General features: G+C 74.9%; 14 protein-coding genes. 5 read left to right on the forward strand and 9 right to left on the reverse strand.

What is annotated here, in order from left to right; genetic code table 11:
• Positions 1–70: 70 nt before the first annotated feature.
• Positions 71–2,899, reverse strand: coding sequence for a BTAD domain-containing putative transcriptional regulator (locus ACRAKJ_RS27905; protein WP_438921611.1), 2,829 nt, complete (start codon positions 2,897–2,899; stop codon positions 71–73).
• 480 nt (positions 2,900–3,379) lie between these two features.
• Between ACRAKJ_RS27905 and ACRAKJ_RS27910 the strand changes: the two genes are divergently transcribed.
• Complete coding sequence (locus ACRAKJ_RS27910; protein ID WP_438921612.1) at positions 3,380–4,780, forward strand: endo-1,4-beta-xylanase; 1,401 nt, start codon at positions 3,380–3,382, stop codon at positions 4,778–4,780.
• Between the two features lie 230 nt (positions 4,781–5,010).
• Positions 5,011–5,901 (forward strand): alpha/beta fold hydrolase, encoded by an 891-nt coding sequence (locus tag ACRAKJ_RS27915; protein ID WP_438921613.1) that lies wholly within the window; start codon positions 5,011–5,013, stop codon positions 5,899–5,901.
• Between the two features lie 59 nt (positions 5,902–5,960).
• Here the strand turns inward: ACRAKJ_RS27915 and htpG are convergent, their stop codons facing one another.
• Together htpG and ACRAKJ_RS27925 are read right to left on the reverse strand one after the other, a co-directional pair.
• Positions 5,961–7,832, reverse strand: coding sequence for a molecular chaperone HtpG (gene htpG, locus ACRAKJ_RS27920; protein ID WP_438921614.1), 1,872 nt, complete (start codon positions 7,830–7,832; stop codon positions 5,961–5,963).
• Between the two features lie 201 nt (positions 7,833–8,033).
• A complete protein-coding gene (locus tag ACRAKJ_RS27925) occupies positions 8,034–10,631 on the reverse strand; it encodes a glycoside hydrolase family 97 catalytic domain-containing protein (protein WP_438921615.1) in 2,598 nt (865 codons plus the stop codon).
• 148 nt (positions 10,632–10,779) lie between these two features.
• On the opposite strand from ACRAKJ_RS27925, the gene ACRAKJ_RS27930 reads away from it, so the two are divergent.
• Both ACRAKJ_RS27930 and ACRAKJ_RS27935 read left to right on the forward strand, forming a co-directional pair.
• Positions 10,780–11,643 carry a GDSL-type esterase/lipase family protein gene (locus tag ACRAKJ_RS27930; protein ID WP_438921616.1) on the forward strand — a complete coding sequence of 288 codons (864 nt, stop codon included), beginning with the start codon at positions 10,780–10,782 and terminating at the stop codon, positions 11,641–11,643.
• 1 nt (position 11,644) lies between these two features.
• Complete coding sequence (locus ACRAKJ_RS27935) at positions 11,645–13,603, forward strand: hypothetical protein (protein ID WP_438921617.1); 1,959 nt, start codon at positions 11,645–11,647, stop codon at positions 13,601–13,603.
• Positions 13,604–13,679: 76 nt separating this feature from the next.
• Here the strand turns inward: ACRAKJ_RS27935 and ACRAKJ_RS27940 are convergent, their stop codons facing one another.
• Positions 13,680–14,285: a DUF6801 domain-containing protein gene (locus ACRAKJ_RS27940; RefSeq protein ID WP_438921618.1), complete on the reverse strand. Its 606-nt coding sequence runs from the start codon at positions 14,283–14,285 to the stop codon at positions 13,680–13,682.
• A 420-nt stretch (positions 14,286–14,705) separates the two neighbouring features.
• Between ACRAKJ_RS27940 and ACRAKJ_RS27945 the strand changes: the two genes are divergently transcribed.
• Positions 14,706–16,319 (forward strand): ATP-binding cassette domain-containing protein, encoded by a 1,614-nt coding sequence (locus ACRAKJ_RS27945; RefSeq protein WP_438921619.1) that lies wholly within the window; start codon positions 14,706–14,708, stop codon positions 16,317–16,319.
• Between the two features lie 12 nt (positions 16,320–16,331).
• On the opposite strand, the gene menC is transcribed toward ACRAKJ_RS27945, so the two are convergent.
• From menC to ACRAKJ_RS27970, 5 genes are all read right to left on the reverse strand, one after another.
• Positions 16,332–17,435, reverse strand: a complete 1,104-nt coding sequence (gene menC / locus ACRAKJ_RS27950) for an o-succinylbenzoate synthase (RefSeq protein ID WP_438921620.1) — start codon at positions 17,433–17,435, stop codon at positions 16,332–16,334.
• On the reverse strand, positions 17,432–18,214 hold the full coding sequence (locus ACRAKJ_RS27955) for a GNAT family N-acetyltransferase (protein WP_438921641.1): 783 nt from the start codon (positions 18,212–18,214) through the stop codon (positions 17,432–17,434). Before ACRAKJ_RS27955 ends, menC begins: the two co-directional genes overlap by 4 nt.
• 89 nt (positions 18,215–18,303) lie before the next feature.
• Positions 18,304–19,386 carry a M20 family metallopeptidase gene (locus tag ACRAKJ_RS27960; protein WP_438921642.1) on the reverse strand — a complete coding sequence of 361 codons (1,083 nt, stop codon included), beginning with the start codon at positions 19,384–19,386 and terminating at the stop codon, positions 18,304–18,306.
• Positions 19,387–19,497: 111 nt separating this feature from the next.
• On the reverse strand, positions 19,498–20,583 hold the full coding sequence (locus ACRAKJ_RS27965) for a glycosyltransferase (RefSeq protein WP_438921621.1): 1,086 nt from the start codon (positions 20,581–20,583) through the stop codon (positions 19,498–19,500).
• Positions 20,583–22,715, reverse strand: coding sequence for an amylo-alpha-1,6-glucosidase (locus ACRAKJ_RS27970; protein WP_438921622.1), 2,133 nt, complete (start codon positions 22,713–22,715; stop codon positions 20,583–20,585). The genes ACRAKJ_RS27965 and ACRAKJ_RS27970 overlap by 1 nt, the downstream gene beginning before the upstream one ends.
• Positions 22,716–23,086 lie beyond the last annotated feature (371 nt).

Genomic DNA, 23,086 nt, shown 5'->3' on the forward strand with positions numbered 1-23,086 from the left:
CGGTCGACGTATAGGCGGCGAACCTAGTCCACGGGCCGGTGGGGCACAAGAACGTTGCGCGCGAAGGAAATTACCGCACGCGGGGGGTTGGTCCGCTCAGCCCAGCGCCCGCTCGGCGTGCGCCCAGGCCGTCCAGCAGCCCCTGGATGCGGGCGGTGTCGTCGGGGCGGTCCTGGGCCTCGTAGGACTCCAGCGCCTCCTGCCACGCCGCGCGGGCCTCGTCCACCTGCCCCAGGGCGGCGTGCGGGTGGCCGAGGTGTTCGAGGGTGTCGGCGACCTGGTAGGTGTTGCCGATCTCGCGGAACAGCACCAGCGCCCGCCGGTAGTGCTCCACGGCCGGCGCGTGGTCCCCGGTGTGGTGGTCGATGTAGCCGAGGCTGTCGAGGGTGTCCGCCTCGCCCTCCGGGTTGCCGTGCCGCCGGTGCAGGTCCAGGGCGGCGCGGCAGTGCTCGCGGGCGCGGTCGTGCTGCCCCAGCTGCGCCGCGTACCAGCCGACCATGTTCAGCGCGTTCGCCTCCCACGCCGGGTTGCCGAGCGTGCGGTACAGGTCGAGCGCGCGGGTGGCGTGCTCCAGCGCCTTGCCGTCGTCGCCGCCGCGCGACCACGTCCAGGCCAGCACCTGGTGGACGTGCGCGTGGTTGACCGGGTCGTGCTCCTCGGCCAGGGCGAGCGCCACGTGCAGGTGGCGGACCGCGTCCTCGTGCTGCCGCAGGGCGGCGTGCGCGCGGCCGAGGTTGCGGTGCACCCGGATGCCGGCGGTCGGGTCGTCGAACCGCTCGGCGGCGGTCAGCCCGGCGTGCCACACGGCCAGCTGCTCGTCCAGGTGCCCGCGCCGGTTGTGGAACGTGGTCAGGTTCCACGCGAGCTGCCACACGACCCGGTGCAGGCCGTGGGACGCGGCGGCCTGCTGGGCGGCGAGCAGGCACGCGTGCTCGGTGTCCAGCCAGGCCAGCGCCTCGGCGGTGTCGGCCAGGGGCTGCGGTTCGCCGCCCGGTTCGGCCTCTTCCGGCTCGACCAGCTCGCGGTGCGGGTCCAGGAGGCGGTCCGCGGCGTGCGCGGTGCGCAGGTAGAAGTCGACGACCCGGCGCAGCGCGCGGCGGCGGACGGCCTCCGGCAGGCCGCGGGCGGTGTCGGCGGCGTAGGCGCGGATCAGGTCGTGCATCGCGTACCGGCCGCGGTCGTCGCGGGTGAGCAGCGACGCCTGCTCCAGCCCGCGCAGCGCCGCCGCCGCGCGGGCGGGCGGCAGGCCGGTGAGGGCCGCCGCGGCGGGCAGCGCGGTGTCCGGGCCCGGGGCGATGCCGAGCAGGCCGAACACCTCCCGCTCCTCCGGGGTCAGCGCCTGGTGGGACCAGGACAGCACGGTGGGCAGGCTGGCCGCGGGGTCGCTGTCGGCCAGCGCGTCCAGGCCCAGGTCGCGCAGCTCGGCGGCGAACGTGGCCAGCGGCATGCGGGGGTGCGCGCAGGCGCGGGCGGCGATGACGCCGAGGGCGAGCGGGAACCCCTTGCACAGGGCGATCAGCTCGTCCACGGCCCGCGCCTCGGCCTCGACCCGGGCCGCGCCCAGGCGGCGGGCCAGCAGGTCGCGCGACTCCTCGTTGGACAGCACGTCGAGGTTCAGGTGGCCGGCGCCGTGCGCGGTGGTCAGGCTGAGCAGCCTGCTGCGGCTGGTGACGAGCACGGTGCACGAGCGACCGCCGGGCAGCAGCGGCACGACCTGCGCCGCGCCGGCGGCGTTGTCCAGCACGATCAGCATCCGCCGGTCGGCGACCACGCCGCGCAGCAGCGCCGCCTGCGCGTCCGGGCCCGCCGGCATCCGGCCGGGCTCCACGCCCAGCGCGTCGAGGAACCCGCGCACCGCCACCGCGGGCGGCATGGGCTCGCTCTCCGGGCTGAACCCGCGCAGGTCCACGAACAGCTGGCCGTCGGGGAACCGGTGGACGTGCTGGTGCGCCCAGTGCAGCGCCAACCAGGTCTTGCCGATGCCGCCGGTGCCGCCGATCGCGGAGATCACCACGGTGCCGGCGTCGACGTCGTCCAGCGCGGCCGTGAGGGCGGCCAGCTCGTCGGCGCGGCCGATGAACGAGCGGGGCGGTGCGGGGAGCTGGCGCGGCACGACGGCCACCTGCCGCGGGGCGGGCGCGGCGGGCGCGGCGGGTCCCGCCGCCCCGACCGGTTCGGCCGCGAGCAGCCGCCGGTGCAGGTCGCGCAGCGCGGCGCCGGGGTCGGTGCCCAGCTCCCCGGCCAGCCGCGCGCGGACCCGCTCGTAGTGGGCGAGCGCCTCGGCCTGCCGACCGCCGAGGGCCAGGGCGAGCAGGTGCTGGGCGGCGACGCGCTCGTCCAGCGGGTGCTCGGCGGCGCGGGCGGCCAGCTCGGGCAGCAGGTCGGTGTGCCGCCCGAGGCGCAGCGCCAGGTCGGTGCGCTCCAGCTCGGCCGTCCACCGCTCGCCGTCGAGCATCTCCCGCGCCGCGACGACCCAGGGCGTGTCCAGCCCGCTGAACGCCTCGCCGTGCCACAGCCCGAGCGCCTCGTCGACGGCGGCCAGCCCCCGCGCGGGGTCGGGTGCCGAGCGGGCCCGGGAGAGCAGGGCGCGGAACCGGTGCAGGTCCACCCGCTCCGGGTCCACCTCCAGCACCCAGCCGCCGGAGCGGTGCACGATCGCCACGTCGCCCAGGTCGGCCAGGGCGGTGCGCAGGCGCGACACGTACGAGTGGAGGTTGCCCTTGCCGCGGTGCGGCACCCGGTCGCCCCACACGCGGTCGAGCAGCTGGTCCGCGGTCACCACGCGGTTGGCGTCGACCAGCAGCGCCGCCAGCACGCACTGCCGGCGGGCGTGGCCCACGTCCAGCCGCCGCCCCGCGGTCCACGCCTCGACCGGGCCCAGCACTCTCAGCTCTCCCACGACCGACCTCTCAGCGGTGATTACGCGCGTGCGCGTCAAGGCATATCAGGTCCCGGAGTTCCGGCGCGGGTCAGGCGGGCGGCAGGGCCCGCGATTCCTGCGAGAACACCGGACACCGGCCGAGTGTTCGAAAAATTTCGACTACTTTATCGCAATAGTTTCGACGGCCTCACTACGCCGATCGCACTATCCCCACACCACTCAAGAGTTAATCCCCAATCATCGAACACTACGTCTCAACTGGGCATACACGCAGCATCTCACTCTGGGAGCGATCCCGGACGCGCACCGGCAAACACCACGTAGAACACGATCCAGATCGGGTGCCGAGCCTTCTTGATCCGCAAAATACGGCTGGATCGACGCTTGCAAGACCTTGATGTTTCGGTCAATACTGCTAAAAGTTTCAGGGACTGGGCTGTCAATCCCCGACCAACCCACCTGGTGAACCAGCAGGTGCTCCCCCAGAAGGTGCCAATCATGAAGCTGACATCGAGGTCAGTGCTACGAGCCGCGCTCGTGTCGACCCTCGTCGCCGCCACGACCGGCGCGACGGTGCTCCTGGCCACGTCCGCCAGCGGCGCCGCCTCCACGCTCGCCGCGGCGGCGCAGCAGAGCGGCCGGTACTTCGGCACGGCCGTGGCGGCGAACAAGCTCTCGGACTCGACCTACGTGGGCATCCTGAACCGCGAGTTCGACATGGTCACGGCCGAGAACGAGATGAAGATGGACGCGACGGAACCCCAGCGCGGCCAGTTCAGCTACGCCAGCGGCGACCGGATCGTCAACCACGCCCGCAACCAGGGCATGCGCGTGCGCGGGCACGCCCTGGCGTGGCACTCGCAGCAGCCCGGCTGGATGCAGTCCATGGAGGGCTCCACGCTGCGCCAGGCGATGCTCAACCACGTCACCCAGGTCGCCACGTACTACCGCGGCAAGATCTACGCCTGGGACGTCGTCAACGAGGCGTTCGCGGACGGCAGCTCCGGCGGCCGGCGCGACTCCAACCTCCAGCGCACCGGCAACGACTGGATCGAGGCCGCGTTCCGCGCGGCGCGCGCCGCCGACCCGGGCGCGAAGCTCTGCTACAACGACTACAACACGGACGACTGGACCCACGCCAAGACCCAGGGCGTCTACCGCATGGTGCAGGACTTCAAGTCGCGCGGCGTGCCCATCGACTGCGTCGGCCTCCAGTCGCACTTCAACAGCCAGAGCCCGGTGCCGTCGAACTACCAGACCACGCTCCAGAACTTCGCCAACCTCGGCGTGGACGTGCAGATCACCGAGCTGGACATCGAGGGCTCCGGCAGCGCCCAGGCGGACAACTTCCGCCGGGTGACGCAGGCGTGCCTGGCCGTGGCCCGCTGCACCGGCATCACCGTCTGGGGCATCCGCGACACCGACTCGTGGCGCGCCTCCGGCACCCCGCTGCTGTTCGACGGCAGCGGCAACAAGAAGGCCGCGTACACGTCGACGCTCAACGCCCTCAACGCGGTCACCCCGACGGACACGACCACCACCACGACCACGACCACGACGACCACCACCACGACGACCACGACGACCACGACTCCCGACCCCGTGCCCGGCGGCTGCACCGCCTCGGTGTCGTTGAACTCGTGGAACGGCGGCTTCGTCGCCACGGTGAAGGTCACCGCGGGGTCCAGCGCCATCAGCGGCTGGACGGTGACGACCGCCCTGCCCTCCGGCGCCGCGGTCACCAACTCGTGGAACGCGCAGCGCAGCGGCACCTCCGGCAACGTCAACTGGACGAACGTCGCCTACAACGGCCGGGTCGCGGCCGGGCAGTCGACCGAGTTCGGCTTCCAGGGCACCGGCTCCGCCACCGGCCTGACGCCGACGTGCAGCGCCAGCTGATCCACCCCGCATGACCGAGGCCCGGCGCGGTCCCCCCGCGCCGGGCCTCCGCGTTCGACGCCGGGCGCGCCACCCCGACACGCCACCCCCGGCAGGCCACCACCGACACGCCACCCCCGGCACGCCACTCCCGACACGCCACCCCCGACGCACCGCACCGCACCGGGCGGCGGAGCGCGGGCGTGATCACTACGGTGTGGGGCAGGCGATCGACGAGGAGGCCGGAACCCATGCCCCGTGCGAAGTCCAACGGCATCGAGCTGGAGCACGACACCTTCGGTGACCCGTCCGACCCGACCCTCGTGCTGGTCATGGGCCTGCGGGCGCAGATGACCGCGTGGGACGAGCGGCTGTGCGGGCTGCTGGCCGCGGAGGGCTTCCACGTCGTCCGGTTCGACAACCGGGACTCGGGGCTGTCCACCCAGCTCGACCACCTGCCGGTGCCCGACTTCGCCGCCATCGCGGGCGGCGACCGGAGCACGGTGCCGTACCTGCTGTCCGACATGGCGGACGACCTCGTGGGCCTGCTCGACCACCTCGGCGTGGAGCGCGCGCACGTGGTGGGCGCGTCGATGGGCGGCATGATCGCCCAGCAGGCCGCGATCGGCCACCCGGAGCGGCTGCTCAGCCTCACCTCGATCATGTCGACCACGGGCAACCCGGCGGTCGGCCAGGCCACGCCGGAGGCGCGGGCGGTGCTGGTGCGCCCGCCCGCGACCAGCCGGGAGGAGGCGATCGAGAACGCGGTGGCGGGCTGGCGCGTCTTCGGCTCACCGGGCGCGGAGGGCGACGAGGAGGCCGTCCGCGCGAGGGCCGCCGCCGCGTTCGACCGCGCGTTCCGCCCGGCCGGCGGGGCGCGGCAGATGGCCGCCATCATCGCCTCGCCGGACCGGACCGCCGGTCTCCAGGGCGTCCGGCTGCCCACCCTGGTCGTGCACGGCATGGACGACGCGCTGGTGGGCCCCAGCGGCGGTCAGGCGACCGCCGCCGCCGTCCCCGACTCCGAGCTGCTGCTGGTCGACGGCATGGGCCACGACCTGCCCCCGGCGATCTGGCCGACGCTGGTCCGGGGTGTCCGGCGCAACGCCGACCGGGCCGCCGAGCGGGACCAGCCGGTCTAGCCGAGGTCGTGGACCGGCCGGCCGTCCCGATCGGGACGACCGGCCGGGGAACGCCCCGGTTACAGGGTGCGCTGGAGGTGGTCCGACAGCACGCGCACGAAGTGCGCCGGGTCCGGCAGGTCGCCGCCCTCGGCCAGCAGGGCCATGCCGTGCAGCAGCTCCACGGTGCCCTCCAGCCCGCTGTGGTCCTCGTTCCCGGCGAACGCCTGCTGCAGGCCGGTGACCAGCGGGTGCCCCGGGTTGATCTCCAGGATGCGCTTGACCGGCGGCAGCTCCTGCCCCATCGCCCGGTACATCTTCTCCAGGGTCGGGGTCAGGTCGTGGGCGTCGCCGACCACGCAGGCGGGCGACGTGGTCAGGCGCGAGGACAGCCGCACCTCCTTGACCCGCTCAGCCAGGGTGGTGGTCATCCAGGACAGCAGGTCGGCGAAGTCCTTGCGGCGCTCCTCGGCCTCCGCCTTCTCCTCCTCGGTCTCCAGGTCCACCTGGCCCTTGGCGATCGACTGGAACTGCTTGCCCTGGAAGCCGGGGACGGCGTCGACCCACATCTCGTCGATCGGGTCGGTCAGCACCAGCACCTCGAAGCCCTTGGCGCGCAGCGCCTCCAGGTGCGGCGAGTTCTCCACGGTGGCCCGCGAGTCGCCGGTCATGTAGTAGATGTGCTGCTGGTCGTCCTTCATCCGCTCCACGTACTGCGCGAGCGTGGTCTTCCCCTCGGCGTCGTGCGTGGAGTCGAACGAGCAGATCGCCAGGATCGAGTCGCGGTTCTCGGCGTCGGCGACCAGTCCCTCCTTGACCGCCGCGCCGAACTCGCGCCAGAACGTCGCGTACGACTCGGGCTTGTCCGCCATCATGGTCTTGACGGTGGACAGCACCTTCTTGACCAGGCGGCGGCGCATCAGCGCGATCTGCCGGTCCTGCTGGAGGATCTCCCGGGACACGTTGAGCGACAGGTCCTGGGCGTCCACGACGCCCTTGACGAACCGGAGGTACTCCGGCATCAGCTCTTCGCAGTCGTCCATGATGAACACGCGCTTGACGTAGAGCTGCACGCCGCGCTTGCGCTCGCGCATGAACAGGTCCATCGGGGCCTGGGACGGCAGGAACAGCAGCGCCTGGTACTCGAAGGTGCCCTCCGCCTGCATGCGGATGGTCTCCAGCGGCTTGTTCCAGTCGTGGCTGACGTGCCGGTAGAACTCGGCGTACTCGTCCTCGCTCACCTCGCTGGACGGCCGCGCCCACAGCGCCTTGCGCGAGTTGATCGTGGTCGGCTCGCCGCCCTCCTCCTCGGGCGCGAGCCTGACCGGCCAGGTGATGAAGTCGGCGTACCGCTTGACGATCTCGCGGACCTTCGCGGTCGCGGTGTAGTCCGCCAGGTTGTCCTCGGCGTCGGCGGGCTTGAGGTGCAGGGTCACCGCGGTGCCCTGCGGGACGTCGTCGACGTCCTCGATCGTGTAGGTGCTCTCGCCGCCGGACTCCCAGCGGACGCCCTTCTCCGAGCGCGGGTGCTTCGTCACCAGCGTCACCCGGTCGGCGACCATGAACGTGGAGTAGAAGCCCACGCCGAACTGGCCGATGAGGTCCTGCGGGGCGGCGGCCTCCTGCGACTCCCGCACCTTGCGCAGGAACTCGGCGGTGCCCGACTTCGCGATCGTGCCGATCAGGCCGATCACCTCGTCGCGGGTCATGCCGATGCCGTTGTCCCGGACGGTCAGCGTGCGCTGCTCGCGGTCGACCTCGATGTCGATGTGCAGGTCGGACGTGTCGACGACCAGGTCCTTGTCGCGGAACCCCTCCAAGCGCAGCTTGTCCAGCGCGTCGGAGGCGTTGGACACCAGTTCGCGCAGGAACGTGTCCTTGTTCGAGTAGATCGAGTGGATCATCAGCTGGAGCAGCTGACGCGCCTCTGACTGGAACTCGAGCGTTTCCACGTTCTCCCCTTCGTGTGCGGCATCCGTCGACCCCACATCGTATCGGGGCGGGGCGGGGTCACCCACCACCCGCGCACACCACCGCCCGGTGCCCGCGACCGCCCCGCCCCGCCCCGCCCGACGTGCCGACCACCCGGCCGACGTGCCGCCCCCGCCCGACGTGCCGACCACCCCGGCCGGCCGGCGGCGACGCGGGGACCGCTACCCGCAGTGCAGGCGCGCGTCGGCCCAGTCGGCGTGGTCGAAGTTCCGGCCGTCGCCGGCGTCGGTCGCCCGCAGGGTCAGCGTCCGCACGCCCGCCACGTCCACCGCGACGGCCCGCCCCGGCTCGCCGGAGCGCACGACACCGCTGTCGTGCAGCACCCGGCCGTCGCCGACCACCTGGAACACCACCGACCCCGGCGAGGTCGTCTCGTCGTCGAGCCCCAGCACCGCGCCGAACGACCGGCACGCGCCGCCGAGGTGCACGGTCACCTCGGACGGGGCGTGCGTGCCGAGCCCCTTGGCGTGCACGACGCCGCCGATGGTCAGCGGCCCGCCGTCGCCGGCCGGGTTCTCGCCGTTGGACCGGTCGCGCTCGACCGGCCCCCAGCCGTTGGCCTGGGTGAACGGCAGGTCGCTGACGTGCGGCGCGCCGGTCGGCGCGACGAACACCCGCACCGCCCGCTCGACGTGCACCACCGGGTGGCCGGGGACGCGGAACTCCGCCACCACCGGCACGTCGTGCGCGCCGACCGCCCCCGCCGCCGGGCGCACGGTCCACGTGCCGCCGATCGCCTCGCCCGCCCGCAGCGCGGCCCGCCGGACGGTCGGGCCGGTGACCTCCCAGCCGGCGGGCGCGGTCGCGGTGAGGGTGACGTCCGCGGTGTCGGCGGTGGCGGTGAAGCCGCCGGTCACCTCCACCGGCGTGCCCGGGAGGGCGTCGGCCTCGGCCGGGGTGGTGGTCAGGGTGCTGCCGGGCACCGGCACGACCGGTTCGTCGCACGTCGTGCGCCCCGGCCGGTGGGGGCAGGCCACCGCGGCGAACCCGCCGTGGCGCGGCACCGCCACCTCCAGCGCGTCCGAGGACCGGGCGACCCGGCTCTCCCGCAGCACGTCGCCGCGCACGGCGGCCGGGTCGTCGCGCAGCACCTCGACCAGCCACCGGCCGTCGCCCAGGAAGTCCAGCGACGCGCGCAGCGTGCGCGGGTCGCCCGTCGACACCGCGCCGACGAACCACCGCTCGCCCGACCGGCGCGCCACCACCGCGTGGTCCGCCGGGTCGCCGCCGAGCAGCCGGGTGTCGTCCCACACCGCCGGCACCTGGTCGAGGTGGCGCAGGGCGCGCGGGAACCGCTCGTACGCCTCGGGCTTGTCGGCGAAGTGCGTCCACCCCGACTCGTAGAGCACCGGCAGCGCGACCTCGTGCGCGACGGACGCCTCCCGCGTGCCGACCTCCAGCGACACCGGCGTGTAGTCCATCGAGCCGACCGCGTTGCGGGTGAAGAACTGCACCGGGTTGTTCGCGGCGGGCGGGGAGTTCTCCGCGCCGCGCACGGCCTCCATCGTCATCACGTGCGGCCAGGTGCGGGCCAGGCCGTGCGGGATGGTCGACCCGTGGAAGTTGACCATCAGCCGCAGCTCGGCGGTCTTCGCCAGGACCTCGTCGTACCACTGGTACCGGGCCCGCGAGTCGGACTCCATGAAGTCCAGCTTCACGCCCTTCACGCCCCAGTCGCGCACCCTCGGCAGCACGGTGTCCCGCTCGGCGGCGGTGTCCAGGTCGCTCCACCGGAACCACAGCAGCACCTCGACGCCCCGGGCACGGGCGTAGCGCACCAGGTCGGGCACCCACGCCTCCTGCCAGCCCTCGTCGACCAGGACGTACTCCCAGCCGTGCGCGGCGGCGAAGTCCACGTACCGCCGCTGCCGCTCGGGGTCGCCGGGGCTGGCGTGCTCGCTCAGCCACGACCAGGCGACCTTGCCGGGCCGCACCCACGAGGTGTCGGCGAGCCGGGACGGCGGCGCGAGGTCGTCCACGAGGGTGGACGCGCTCACGGTGGCCAGGTCGCCGACGATCGCCGTCCGCCACGGCGTGCGCAGCTCGCCCGCCGAGTCGGTGCGCTCGTCGGCGAGCACGACGTCGTAGCGCCCCGCCCCGGCGTGCCGCAGCCGCGCGCCGGGGTACCGCCCGTCCACGTCGGACTCGGTCAGCAGCGCCCAGTCCGCGCCGACCCGGAACAGCGACGGGTTGCCGTAGTCGCCGACCGCCGCGCCGCCGGCCGTGGTGCGCACGCGGTTCGCCTCGTACCAGGCGTTGTAGGGCAGCAGGTGGGCCGGCGCGTCGGCGGGCAGGGCGAAGGACGACGCCTCGCCGGTCACCACGACGGGTCCGGGCACCACGTACCGGTAGGCGACGCCGTCCGGCGCGGCGCGCACCACGAGGTCCAACCGCGCGTCGCCGGCACCCGCGAACGACAGCCGCGCCTCGGTCATCCGGTTGTCGCGGTGGAGCCGCTTGCCGGTGGTCGTGGTGTACCGCTCCCGCACGACCCGGTCGACGCGCCCGAGCGGGCGCAGCCCGGTGGTCAGGTCGGCGGCCTCGGTGCGCAGCCCGACGGGCGCGGGCGCCAGCACCGTGCGCCCGCCGCGCGTCACGGCGAGGGTGAGGGCGCCGCCCTCCAGGGCGACCCGCGCCGCCACGCCGCCCGAGGGGGCGGTGACCACCCACCGGTCGGGCGGTGCGGCGGTCGCCGGGGCGGGCAGCACCGCCACCAGGACCGCGGTCAGGGCCAGGACGAGCGGGCGAACCGATGACATCGTTGTCAAACCCCCGTGGTGCCGGTGCGGGCGGTGCGGCGGTCCTCCGATCATGGTCACCCCCGGGAGCGGCGGTCAAGGGCCCCGGCCTTCCCCCGACCGGCATGATGAGGTGTGGCACCGATCACACCCTGCCCCGGAGGTCGCCATGAACGCACGCCTGCGCCGCGCCCTGTCCACCGCCGCGGGGGTGGTCGCCGCCGCGGCGGTGGTCTTACCGGTGTCGCCGGTCGCGGCGGCCGGACCGCCGGCCTACGTCGCGCTCGGCGACTCCATGCCCTCCGGACCGCTGATCCCCACCCCGACCGGTCCCCTGGCCTGCGGCCGGTCCACGCACAACTACCCGCACGAGCTGGCGGCCCGGCTCGGCGCGGTGCTGACCGACGTGACGTGCGGCGGCGCGTCGAGCAGGCACCTGGCCGAGCCGCAGGAGCTGTCGCTGCTCGACCTCCCGGCCGGGACCGCGCCGCCGCAGTTCGACGCGCTGCGCCCGGACACCGACCTGGTCACGCTGACCATCGGCGGCAACGACGTCGGCCTGGTCGGCATCGCGCAGGACTGCGTGCGGCTCGACCCCGCCGCCGCGCCGTGCGCGGGCGAGCACGAGGCGCGCCTCGCCCAGCGGCTGGCCGAGTTCGCGCCGAAGCTGGCCGCCGCGCTGGACGCCGTGCACGCCAGGTCGCCGCGGGCGCGCGTCGTCACCACCGGCTACGGGCTCTACATCAAGGCGGGCGGGTGCTGGCCGGTCCAGCCGGTGCTGCCGGCGGACGCGGACTTCCTCCAGGGCGGCGTCGACCGGCTCAACGCGGTCATCGCCGAGCAGAGCGCGGCGCACGGCGCGGAGTACGTCGACCTGCGCACGCCCAGCGCCGGCCACGACGCCTGCCGGCTGCCGTGGGACAAGTGGGTGGAGGGGTACGTGCCCACCGACCTGGCCGCGCCGCTGCACCCCAACGGGCGCGGCGAGGCGAACTACGCGCGGATCGTCGCCGCCCACGTGCTGGGGGCCTGACATGAGGTTGCCCCTGGTCGTCCTGCTCGTCGCGGCGTCGCTCACCGTCGCCGCACCCGTCCGGGCGGTCGCCGCGCCCGCCGGCGGCTGCGACCCGCTCGGCGGCGGCGCGGAGTGCCTGCTGCCGTTCCCCAGCGACTGGCACACCCGGCCGGACCCGACCACCGGCACGGGTCGGCGGGTCGCGTTCGACTCCCGCGTCCTGCCGCGCAACGCGCTGGGCAGCGCGCCGTCCGCGACCGCGTGGAACCGGGCGGACGGCTTCTCCCCCGGCTCCGCGCTCGTCGCCCACGTGCCGGGCCTCGACCCGGTGGCCAGCGGGATGGCGCCGGTCACCGACATCGGCCGTTCGCTCGACGCCGACTCGCCCGTGGTGCTGCTGGACGCGGCGACCGGCGAGCGGTGGCCGCACTGGGCGGAGATCGACTCCAACGACCCGCTGCGGCGGGCGCTGCTGGTCCACCCGGCCCGCAACTTCCGCGACGGGCACCACTACGTCGTGGCGCTGCGCGGCCTGCGCGACGCGGCGGGCGGCGACCTCGCGCCGAACGCGGCCTTCGCCCGGGTCGCCGGGCCGGACCTGCCGGCGGACGACCCGCTGCACGCCCGGCAGCGGCAGCTGCGCCCCGCCCTGGACGCCCTCGCCGCGCACGGCGTCGCCCCCGGCACGCTCGACCTGGCCTGGGACTTCACCGTGGCGAGCACGCGCGGCCTGACCGGCGACCTGACCGCCATCCGGGACGACGCCCTGCGCTCCCTCGGCGCGCGGGCACCCGCGTCGACCGTCACCGGCGTCACCGACCTCACCCCCGAGCAGGACCCGCGCATCGCCCGCGAGATCACCGGCCGGGTCACCGTGCCGAGCTACCTGACGCTGCCCGGCGGCCTGCCCGGTTCGGTGCTGCGCCGCGCGGCGGACGGCACGCCGCGCCGCTCGCTGTTCGGCGACGTCGAGGCGGGGTTCCGCTGCGAGGTGCCCCGGTCGGCGTTCACCCGGCCCTCCTGGCCCGCCCTGTACGGGCACGGGTTGCTGGGCTCGCGGTCGGAGGTGGGCGCGGGCAACGTGAAGGCGATGGCGGCCGAGCACGGGTTCACCTTCTGCGCCACCGACTGGATCGGCATGGCGCGGGACGACATCCCGGTCGTGCTGGCCGCGCTCGCCGACATCGGCCTGTTCCCGGCCATCCCGGAGCGCTCGCAGCAGGGCGTCCTGAACGCGATCTTCGTGGGCCGCGCGCTGGCGCACCCGCAGGGGTTCACGTCGCACCCGGCGTTCCGCACCGACGACGGCCGCCCGCTGGTCGACACCACCCGTCCCCTGGTCTTCGACGGCAACAGCCAGGGCGGCATCCTGGGCGGCGCGCTGGTGGCCGCGTCGCCGGACATCCGCACCGCGGTCCTCGGCGTCACCGGGATGAACTACGGCCTGCTGCTCAACCGCAGCAGCGACTTCGCGCGGTTCCACCAGGTGCTCGACCTGTCCTACCCGGACCGGCTGCGCCAGCAGGTGGTGCTGCAACTGCTCCAAGTGCTGTGGGACCGGGGTGAGACCAACGGCTACGCCAACCACCTCACGGCGGGCGGGCGGCGCGTGCTCCTGCACATCGCGTTCGGCGACCACCAGGTCGCCAACGTCGCGGCGGACGTGCAGGCCCGCACGATCGGGGCCCACGTGGTGACGCCGGCGCTCGCGCCCGGCCGCAGCCCGGACCGGGTCCCGTTCGCGGGGATCGAGCCGGCGGTACCGCCGCACGCGGGGTCGGCGATGGTCGTGTGGGACAGCGGGACGCCCGCGCCGCCGACGACCAACACGCCGCCCACGGGACCGGAGTACGGGCGCGACCCGCACGCGGACCCGCGTTCCTCGGTCGACGCACGGCGACAAAAAGCCGTGTTCCTGACCACCGGGGTGGTGGTGGACGTGTGCGGCGGAGCGCCGTGCACCGCCCCGCCGGCGTAATTCGCCGACAACGGGAAAACCCCCGGCGGGCCGTTCGGGAGAACGACCCGCCGGGGCGGTGCGGTGGATCAGGTCATCAGGACACGGTGAACTCGTACAGCTTGGTCACCTGACCCGGCTTGAGCGTGCAGGCCGACGTGAAGGTGCCCAGGCCGGTGGTCGAGCCGTCGGCCTTCTTCGGGGTGAGCGTGGTGCTGAAGTTGCCCACCGTGATCGTGGTCTTGCCCGCCTTGGTCAGCGTGAGCGCCGGGGTACCGCCGGTGGCGACCGTGTTGAACGCGCCGGAGGTGGGCACGCTCGTCTTGGCCACGGTCAGGTTCGCCGTCACCGGCACCACGGTGCCCGCGTTGTCCACGCTGGTCGACGCGACCGCCGTGCCCTCCACCGTCTTGGCCCCGACCAGGGACAGGCCCATGGTCGCGGTGGCCGGCACGGTCGCGACGGCGGTCACGCCGGTGGGCGGGAGCGGCACGCCGACGGTGCCGGACGCGGGCAGGTTGGTGACGGTGATCTTCACCGACATGTCCTGCGCCCCGATCAGCGGGAACGGGCAGTTGTAGACGAGCGTCAACTGGGCTGACGCAGCGTGACCGATGCCCGTGCCGCCGAGGACGGCGGTGGTCGCGACCGCGGCACCGACCGCGAGCCCCTGGACGATCTTCCTGGACAGGGAGGTGCGCATGGACAATCTCCTCGTTGAGACCGGTGGGAATACGCGTCAGCGGCGGCGGCAACTCCTGACTACTTGTCAGTAATATACGGATCGCCAAAGACCCCTACAAGTACCGGATTCACATTTGCCGTAATTCCTGACGTCGGCGACAGAAAGTCCGAACGGGGTTGTGAGTGGTGTGACAAAAGTCGTTCACCCGAACGTGTCCGGGCGGGTGGGTGACGGCGCTTGGTACGGTGGCGGGGCAGTGATCGACCGGTGAGGGGACCAGCCGTGGCGGGTGAGGACGACATCTCCGGGTGAGCCCCGGGGTGCCGGCCACCGGTGGGCGTTCGCACGTCCCGCCGAGGTGGCCATGTCGTCGTCCCCCCAGTCATGCCGCGGCGTCGCGTCGACGCGCCCGCGCCACCCCCTCACGAGGTCCCCACCATGTCCGACGCCCCCGTCGTCTGCTCGGCCCTGTCCTTCTCCTGGCCGGACGACTCCCCTTTGTTCACCGACCTGTCCTTCAGCGTCGGCACCGGCCGCACCGGGCTGGTCGCCCCCAACGGCGCGGGCAAGAGCACGCTGCTCAGGCTGATCGCCGGCGAGCTGACCCCCACCTCCGGCAGCGTGACCGTCGACGGCACCGTCGGCTACCTGCCGCAGACCCTGCCCCTGACCGCCGACCTGACCGTCGCGGAGGTCCTGGGCGTCGCGCCCGCGCTGCGCGCGCTGCGGGCCCTGGAGTCCGGCGACGCCGCCGAGGAGCACTTCACCGCCATCGGCACCGACTGGGACGTCGAGGAGCGCACCCGCGCCCAGCTCGACCGCCTCGGGCTCGGCGACGTCGACCTGGACCGACCGCTCGGCACGTTCAGCGGCGGGCAGGTCGTGCGGCTCGGGCTGGCCGCCCAGCTGCTCAAGCGCCCCGACGTGCTGCTGCTCGACGAGCCGACCAACAACCTCGACCTCGACGCCCGGCGCGGGCTGCACGACGTGATCGACGGCTGGACCGGCTGCCTGCTGGTGGTCAGCCACGACCGCGTGCTGCTCGACCGGGTGGACCGCGTCGCCGAGGTCGAGCGCGGCTCGATCCGCTTCCACGGCGGGAACTTCACCGCCTACGAGGAGGCCGTCGCCGTCGAGCGGGAGGCCGCCGAACGCGGCGTGCGCCACGCGGAGCAGGAGGTCAAGCGGGAGAAGCGGGAGATGCAGCAGGCCCGCGAGCGCGCCGCCCGCCGCGCCGGGAACGCCGCGCGCACCCTCGGCAGCGCCGGGCTGCCGAGGATCTTCGCCGGGACCATGAAGCGCAACGCCCAGGAGTCGGCGGGCCGGGCGAACGAGGCGCACGCCGCCCGCGTCGACGGGGCGAGGGCGCGGCTGGACGAGGCGAGCCGCGCCCTGCGCGACGACCGGAGGATCGCGCTGGAACTGCCGGGCACCGCCGTGCCCGCCGGCCGCACGCTGTTCCTCGGCGAAGGGCTGCGGGTGCGGGTGGGCGGGCGCGACCTGCTCGCGGGCGTGGACCTGGCGATCCGCGGCCCGGAGCGGATCGCGCTGACCGGCCCCAACGGCGTCGGGAAGTCCACGCTGCTGCGCGTGCTCGACGGCGACCTGGAGCCGGCGGCGGGCGTGGTGAAGCGCGCCGAGGGCCGGGTGGCCCACTTGTCGCAGCGGCTGGACCTGCTCGACCTCGACCGCACGGTCGCGCAGAACCTCGCCGCCGCCGCGCCCGGCCTGCCCGAGGCCCGGCGGCTGACCCTGCTGGCCCGCTTCCTGTTCCGGGGCGCGCGGGCGCACCTGCCGGTCGGCGCGCTGTCCGGCGGCGAGCGGCTGCGGGCGACGCTGGCGTGCGTGCTGTTCGCCGAACCGGCGCCGCAGCTGCTGCTGCTCGACGAGCCGACGAACAACCTCGACCTGGTCAGCGTCGGCCAGTTGGAGAGCGCGCTGACCGCCTACCGGGGCGCGTTCGTGGTGGTGAGCCACGACGAGCGGTTCCTGACCGGGATCGGCGTGGACCGCCGGCTGCGGCTGGCCGACGGGCGGCTGTCGGGCGCGTGACGCACCCGGGCGCTACGGCAGCGGCAGCCACTCGGTCGACGTGGTCACCTCGGCCAGCGCGTCGGGCAGCGGCTCGACGCCCAGGCCGGGGCCGGTGGGCACGGGCAGGTGGCCGTCCCGCAGCACGAACGGCTCGGTGATGTCGGCCCGGTAGTAGCGGTCGGAGGCGGAGGTGTCGCCGGGCAGGGTGAAGCCGGGCAGCGCGGCCAGCGCGACGTTGGCCGCGCGGCCCAGGCCGCTCTCCAGCATCCCGCCGCACCACACCGGCACGCCGTGCGCGGCGCACACGTCGTGCACGCGGCGGGCCTCCAGGTAGCCGCCGACCCGGCCGGGCTTGACGTTGACCACCGAGCACGCGCCGAGCCGGATCGCGTCGGCGGCGGCGCGGGCCGAGGTGATCGACTCGTCCAGGCACACCGGGGTGCGGATCGCGCGGGCCAGGTCGGCGTGCCCCAGCAGGTCCTCCTCGTCGAACGGCTGCTCGACCAGCAGCAGGCCGAACGGGTCGAGGCGGGCCAGGTGCCCGGTGTCGGCGCGGGTGTAGGCGGTGTTGGCGTCGACCTGGAGCAGCACGCCGTCGCCGAACCGCTCGCGCACCGCGCGCACCGGCTCGACGTCCCAGCCGGGCCGGACCTTCAGCTTGATCCGGACGTAGCCGGCGTCGAGGTAGCGGGTCACCTCGTCGAGCAGCTCCGGCACGGAGTCGGCGATGCCCACCGACACCCCGCACGGCACGCGGTCGCGCACGGCGCCCAGCTCGCGCGCGAACGACCGGCCCGCGGCGCGCAGCTCGGCGTCCAGCACCGCCGTCTCCAGCGCCGCCTTCGCCATCCGGTGCCCCTTGAACGCGGCCAGCGCGGGCGCGACGGCGGTCGCGTCGGCCACCCGCGCGGCGGCGGGCACGAGGTAGGTCCTGAGCACGTGCTGCGCCGCCTCGACGTACTCCGACGAGTAGAGCGGGTCGGCCAGCGCGACGCACTCGCCCCACCCCTCCGCCTCGTCCGTGACGGCCCGCACCAGCAGGATGTCGCGGGTCGTCTCGCTGCCGAACGAGGTCCGGAACGGCGCCACCAGCGGCATCCGGACCCGGCGCAGCTCCACCCCGGTCAGCTTCACGGCCCCTCCACCAGGTACCCGTCGGCGCGGTCGAACCCGACCACCCGGCCGCCGGCCGCCAGCAGCGGCGCGAGGGCCGCGCGCACCGCCCGCCGCCAGTCCCCGGCCGCCTCCGGGGTGGCGGCGCGCAGGGCGGCCACGTCCGGCGGCACGGGCACCCGGGCGGTGCCCGCGGGCGGGGCGGCCGGTCCGGGCAGCGGCGCGCGGACGTCCCAGCGGACCAGCACCCGGTCGCTCTCGTCGTCGGCGTTGATGCCGTCGCGCATGGAGCCGTAGAAGTCGGGCAGGTACTCCACGACCTCCGCGCCGAGCTTGGTGAGGTTGAAGTGGGCGTTGCGGCTGACCAGCGGGTCGAACGTCCAGGTGATCGCGGCGACGCCGCGCGCCGCCGCCCACGCCCGCTGGTGCAGCTTCAGCGCGTACCCGACGCCGCGGCCCAGGGCGGTGGGCGCCACACCGGTGATGTGGCTGTGCAGGACGGCCTCGGCGGGCGGGCCGAAGAACCCGGCGGCGGCGCCGACGAGCGCGGTGCCGTCGTACGCGCCCGCCACGTAGTTCCCGGCCTTGGTCAGGGCGCGCATCAGCTCGGTGGTGATCGGCGGGTTCGCCGGGTCGGGCCGCCAGACGCCGTCGAACAGCCGCTGCACGGCGGCGAGGTCGGCCAGGTCGGTCAGCGCGCGGACCCGCACCCCGGCCGCGCGGGCGGCGGCCTCCGCCTCGGCGACGGGACCGGTCGCCACGTCGCGGGTCCCCGGACCGGTCGCCAGGCCGGTCCTCATGCCGATCACCGCGCCGGTCGCCGGGTCGTGCCCCGCGCCGGTTCCCGGACCGGTCACCACGCCGGTCCGGGAACCGGTTGCCGGGTCGGTCACCCCTCCGCCAGCAGGTCGGCGATCAGGGCCGCCACCAGGGCCGCGCGCGGGGCCAGTTCGTCCACCAGGACGTGCTCGTCGTCGGCGTGCGCGCCGCCGCCCACCGCGCCGAGGCCGTCGAGGGTGGGTGTGCCGACGCCGGCGGTGAAGTTGCCGTCCGAGCCGCCGCCGACGGCCACGCCCTCCAGCGGGGGCAGGCCGAGGCCGGCGGCCACCCGGGACGCGCGGTCGAACAGGGCCGCGGAGGCGGTGCGCGGCAGCGGCGGGCGGTTCGGGCCGCCGACGACCTCCAGGACCGCGCCGTCGAGCACCGGGCGCAGGGCGCGCACCGCGGCGTCCACGCGCTGCTGCTCGGCCGCGTCGCGGGCGCGCACGTCCACCTCGAACTCCCCCGCCGCGGGCACCGTGTTGGCCGAGCTGCCGGCGGAGAGCAGGGTCGGCGTGACCGTCGTGCCGCGCTCCGGGTCGCCCAGCGCGGCCACCGCGAGCACCTGGTGGGCCAGCTCCACGCTCGCGTTGACGCCGCGCTCGGGCTCCAGGCCGGCGTGCGCGGCCCGGCCGGCCACCCGCACCAGGTACCGGGACACGCCCTTGCGCTCGACCTTGAGCGCGCCGCCGGACGCGGACGCCTCCAGCACCAGGGCCGCCGCGCAGCCCGCCGCCTCGGCCTGGATCAGCTCCCGCGAGGACGGCGAGCCGATCTCCTCGTCCCCGGTGACCAGCAGCGTCACGCCGGTGCGGTCGGGCAGGGCGGCGAGCGCGTGGAACGCGGCCACCAGGCCGGCCTTCATGTCGAAGGAGCCGGGGCCGCGCAGCACGCCGTCGCGCACGGTGGCGGGGTGGGTGGCGAGCGAGCCGATCGGCCACACCGTGTCGTGGTGGCCGAGCACCAGCACGCGCGCCGGCCCGTCGCCGAACCGCCAGCGCAGGTGCGTGCGGCCGTCCAGCACGATCCGCTCGGGCTCGACGCCCAACCGCCCGGTCCCGATCCCGGTCACGAGGTCGGCGCTCGCGGCCACGGCCGCCAGGTCGCCCGACGGCGACTCGCAGGCCACCAGTTCCCCGATGTCGGCCAGCATCGCGGGCAGCGCGGCCCGCAGGTGTGCGACGAAGTCCACCCGAGGCAGCCTAGGGGTTCGCCACCCCCTCGCGGTCGGCTTCGCGGCGACTCCCGGGCCCGGCCGATGCCGTCACGCCCCGGCGAGGCGCCCGACCGGCCGCAGGGGAGGCAGCGACCGGTGCGTGTGCCGCCGCGCCGCCAACCGGTAGACGTGCTCGTAGCGGGCGGCCATCCGGTCGACGTCGAACCGCTGCTCGGCGGCGGCGCGGCAGGCGGCGGGGTCCAGCTCGCCCACCCGGCTCAGCGCGGCCACCAGCCCGTCGTGGTCGTCGCAGACGAACCCGGTCACGCCGTGCGCGACGACCTCCGGCACCGAACCCCGGCGCAGCGCGACGACCGGCGTGCCGCACGCCATCGCCTCCGCCATCACCATCCCGAACGGCTCGTCCCACTGGATCGGGAACAGCAGGCAGCGGGCCGCGCCGAGCAGCGCGAGCTTCTCCTCCCGGTCCACCTCGCCCAGCCACTCGACGTCGCCGGACCCCAGCAGCGGCTCGACCACCCGGTCGAAGTACTCCCGCTCCTCCGGGTCGCGGCACTTGGCCGCGATGCGCAGCCGCACGCCCGCCGCCGAGGCCGCCGCGACCGCCTCGGCGATGCCCTTGTCCGGGCTCACCCGCCCGAGGAACAGCGCGAAGTCCTCCTTGTCCCGCCGGCACGGCACGGTCCGCACGGGGATCGCGTTGTGCACGGTGCCCGTCCAGTCCAGGTGCGGCGCCAGGGCGCGCTGCGCGTCGGAGATGGCGACGAGGTGCACGCTGCCGCCCAGCCGCCGGTAGTACTCGCCCAGGTCGCCGGTGACGAGGCCGTGCACGGTGACCACGGTCGGCACCGGCCGCGCGCGGGCCTGGAGCGGGCCGGCCAGGCTGTGGTCGTGCACGACGTCGACGTCGAGGTCGGCGAGGATCTCGGGCAGCGCGGCGGCGTGCACCACCTCCGGGACGGCCTGCCCCAGGCGCTCGTGCTGCGGGTGCGGCGTGGTGGCCACGAAGTCGGCGGCCGTGCCGTTGCGGCCCACGCCGATCAGCGTGACCGCGTTGCCGCGGGCGACCAGCCGGTCCACGAGGTCGGCGCACACCGACTCGATGCCGCCGTAGGCGGCGGGCGGCAGCTCGAACCACGGCGGGGCGACCACGGCGACGCGCACGGTGTCCATCAGTCCCGCCTCCCGCCGGCCGGTTCGCGGATCAGCTCGACGTCGTCGGGCAGGCCGGAGACCTCCACCTCGTCGCCGTCGACGCGCAGCGACACGCGGGTGCCCGCGATCGGCACGCCGTCGAGGACCAGCGGCCCGACCGACGCCGGCAGCACGGGCGCCAGCCACACCCGGCGGCGCGGCGCGTGCGGCTCCACGCGCAGCAGCACGCGCAGCAGGTGCACCGGGGTGGCCGCCGCCCACGCCTGCGGCGAGCACGAGGTCGGGTACGGGACGGGCCGGCTGAACTCGGCGCGGTCGAAGCCGCACAGCAGCTCGGGCAGCCGCCCGTCGAACGCCCGCGCCGCGTCCAGCACGGCGGTGGCGACGCGCTGGGCGTGCTCGACGAAGCCGTACCGCATCAGCCCGGCCGCCACGAGCGCGTTGTCGTGCGGCCACACCGACCCGTTGTGGTAGCTCATCGGGTTGTAGGCGCCCATGCCGGTGGCGAGCGTGCGCACGCCCCAGCCGGAGAACATCTCCGGCGACAGCAGGGAGTCTGCGACCCGCTCGGCCTTGTCGTCGTCGACGATGCCGCTCCACAGGCAGTGGCCCTGGTTGGAGGCGAGGGCGTCCACGGGCCGCTTGTCGCCGTCCAGGGCGATCGCGAAGCGGCCCAGGTCGGGCAGCCAGAAGCGCTCGTTGAACGCCTCCTTCAACCCTGCCGCGCGGTCGCGCCACCGGCGTGCGCCGTCCGGGTCGCCGAAGTCGTCGCACAGGCAGGCCCGCGCCAGGTAGGCGGCGTAGGCGTAGCCCTGCACCTCGCACAGCGCGATCGGGCCGCGGGCGATGCTGCCGTCGGCGAAGTTCACCCCGTCCCACGAGTCCTTCCAGCCCTGGTTCACCAGGCCGCGCCCGGTGGCCCGCTGGTACTCCACGAACCCGTCGCCGTCGCGGTCGCCGTACCGCTCGACCCACTCCAGGGCGCGGTCGGCGTGCGGGAGCACCGCCTCCACCTGCTCGCGGCCGACGCCCCACCGGGACAGCTCGCCCAGCAGCACGACGAACAGCGGCGTGGCGTCCGCCGTGCCGTAGTAGACGTTGCCGCCGCCCAGGGCCAGCGAGGCGTCCGCGCCGAAGCGCATCTCGTGCAGGATGCGCCCCGGCTCCTCCTCGCTCTCCGGCTCGACCGCGGCCCCCTGGTGGTGGGCCAGGGTGCGCACGGTGCCCAGCGCCAGGTTCGGGTCGATCGGCAGGGCCATCAGGGAGGCCAGGATCGAGTCGCGGCCGAACAGCGTCATGAACCACGGCGCGCCCGCCGCGACGGCGGTGTCCTCGGGGCGCTCGGGGTCGAAGATGCGCAGCGCGCCCAGGTCCTGACCGCTGCGCCGGAGGGTCGCGACGAGGCTCGGGTTGCCCGCGTAGCGCAGCAGCGGGCCGACCTCGCGCCACCGCCGGGCGCGCTGGACGGGCAGCGACTCGTCGATGGGCCTGCCCGGCGGGAACATCGGCTCGACCGGCTCGCCGTCCACGACCGGCTGCACGGTCACGCACGTCGACCACTCGCCCTTGGGCGGGATCACCACCCGGAACGCGAGCGCGGACCGCGAGTACTCGGCGCCGTCCGCCCGCACCCGCACGCCCCGGCACCGGCCGTCGAGCAGCCGGTGCAGGCGCAGCCCGTCGTCGGAGACCTCCGCGCGGTGCTCGCCGCGCTCGCGCACCCGGCCCTCCTTGACCTCGAAGAGGTCGGCGAAGTCGGCCGCGACCGCGAGCGTCACCACGTGCGTCGCGGTCTCGCGGCCGAAGTTGCGCAGGACGAGGTCCTCCCGCATCCCCGAGCCGACGTAGCGCTCGCGGCGCACGAGCAGGGTGCTCTCCGCGCCCTGCCGCGCCGACCGGCCGCGACCGACGAACGTGGCCCGGAACGGGTCGGGGTCGAGGGTGGTGATGTGCTCGACCGGGACGCCGTCCACGCGCAGCCGCCACCCGGACACGATGCGGGTGTCCTGGAAGAACGCGCCCTGCGCCGCCGCGCCGTCCACCTCGCCGTCGCCGCCGCACACGCAGAACGACGTGCCGTGCACGAGCGTGACCGTGCTGGGGGCCAGGGTGACCGGCTCGCCGTCGAAGGTCCAACCGCCCTCCGCCATGCGCGCCTCCTCGGGGCTGGGCAACGGGGTCCGGCCCAGGTCGGGTGCCACCCGGGCCGATCGCCAAACACCACCCATCCCGCCGGGGGATGCCACGGACGGCGCAACGCGCGTTCACTCGGACGGCCGATCAAGATCGGCCGTCGGGCCGTCGATGATCGGGGTGGACGACGCGGTACCGCTGCGGTGAGCACCGGAGCGTCGTTCCCACTCCCCCTCGAACCGCGCCGCCGCGCTCCTGTGTCCCCCGTGCCCGGGTCACGCCCGGCGAGCCCCTGCGGCGGGTGCGCCTGCGCCGGGAACCGTCGTCACGCGTCGTGCGCGTCGAGGCGGACGACCGGTCACCCGACCCGCCGGTGCCGGGCGCGTCC

The sequence above is a fragment of the Saccharothrix sp. DSM 118769 genome (assembly GCF_052936295.1).

Excerpts from the sequence above, each read along its gene's own strand:
- ACRAKJ_RS27940 (WP_438921618.1), bottom strand. The coding sequence starts at position 14,285 with ATGCGCACCTCCCTGTCCAGGAAGATCGTCCAGGGGCTCGCGGTCGGT.
- ACRAKJ_RS27915 (WP_438921613.1), top strand. The coding sequence starts at position 5,011 with ATGCCCCGTGCGAAGTCCAACGGCATCGAGCTGGAGCACGACACCTTC.
- ACRAKJ_RS27965 (WP_438921621.1), bottom strand. The coding sequence starts at position 20,583 with ATGGACACCGTGCGCGTCGCCGTGGTCGCCCCGCCGTGGTTCGAGCTG.
- ACRAKJ_RS27960 (WP_438921642.1), bottom strand. The coding sequence starts at position 19,386 with ATGCTGGCCGACATCGGGGAACTGGTGGCCTGCGAGTCGCCGTCGGGC.
- ACRAKJ_RS27935 (WP_438921617.1), top strand. The coding sequence starts at position 11,645 with ATGAGGTTGCCCCTGGTCGTCCTGCTCGTCGCGGCGTCGCTCACCGTC.
- ACRAKJ_RS27925 (WP_438921615.1), bottom strand. The coding sequence starts at position 10,631 with ATGTCATCGGTTCGCCCGCTCGTCCTGGCCCTGACCGCGGTCCTGGTG.
- ACRAKJ_RS27930 (WP_438921616.1), top strand. The coding sequence starts at position 10,780 with ATGAACGCACGCCTGCGCCGCGCCCTGTCCACCGCCGCGGGGGTGGTC.
- ACRAKJ_RS27970 (WP_438921622.1), bottom strand. The coding sequence starts at position 22,715 with ATGGCGGAGGGCGGTTGGACCTTCGACGGCGAGCCGGTCACCCTGGCC.
- ACRAKJ_RS27910 (WP_438921612.1), top strand. The coding sequence starts at position 3,380 with ATGAAGCTGACATCGAGGTCAGTGCTACGAGCCGCGCTCGTGTCGACC.
- ACRAKJ_RS27955 (WP_438921641.1), bottom strand. The coding sequence starts at position 18,214 with ATGAGGACCGGCCTGGCGACCGGTCCGGGGACCCGCGACGTGGCGACC.
- ACRAKJ_RS27945 (WP_438921619.1), top strand. The coding sequence starts at position 14,706 with ATGTCCGACGCCCCCGTCGTCTGCTCGGCCCTGTCCTTCTCCTGGCCG.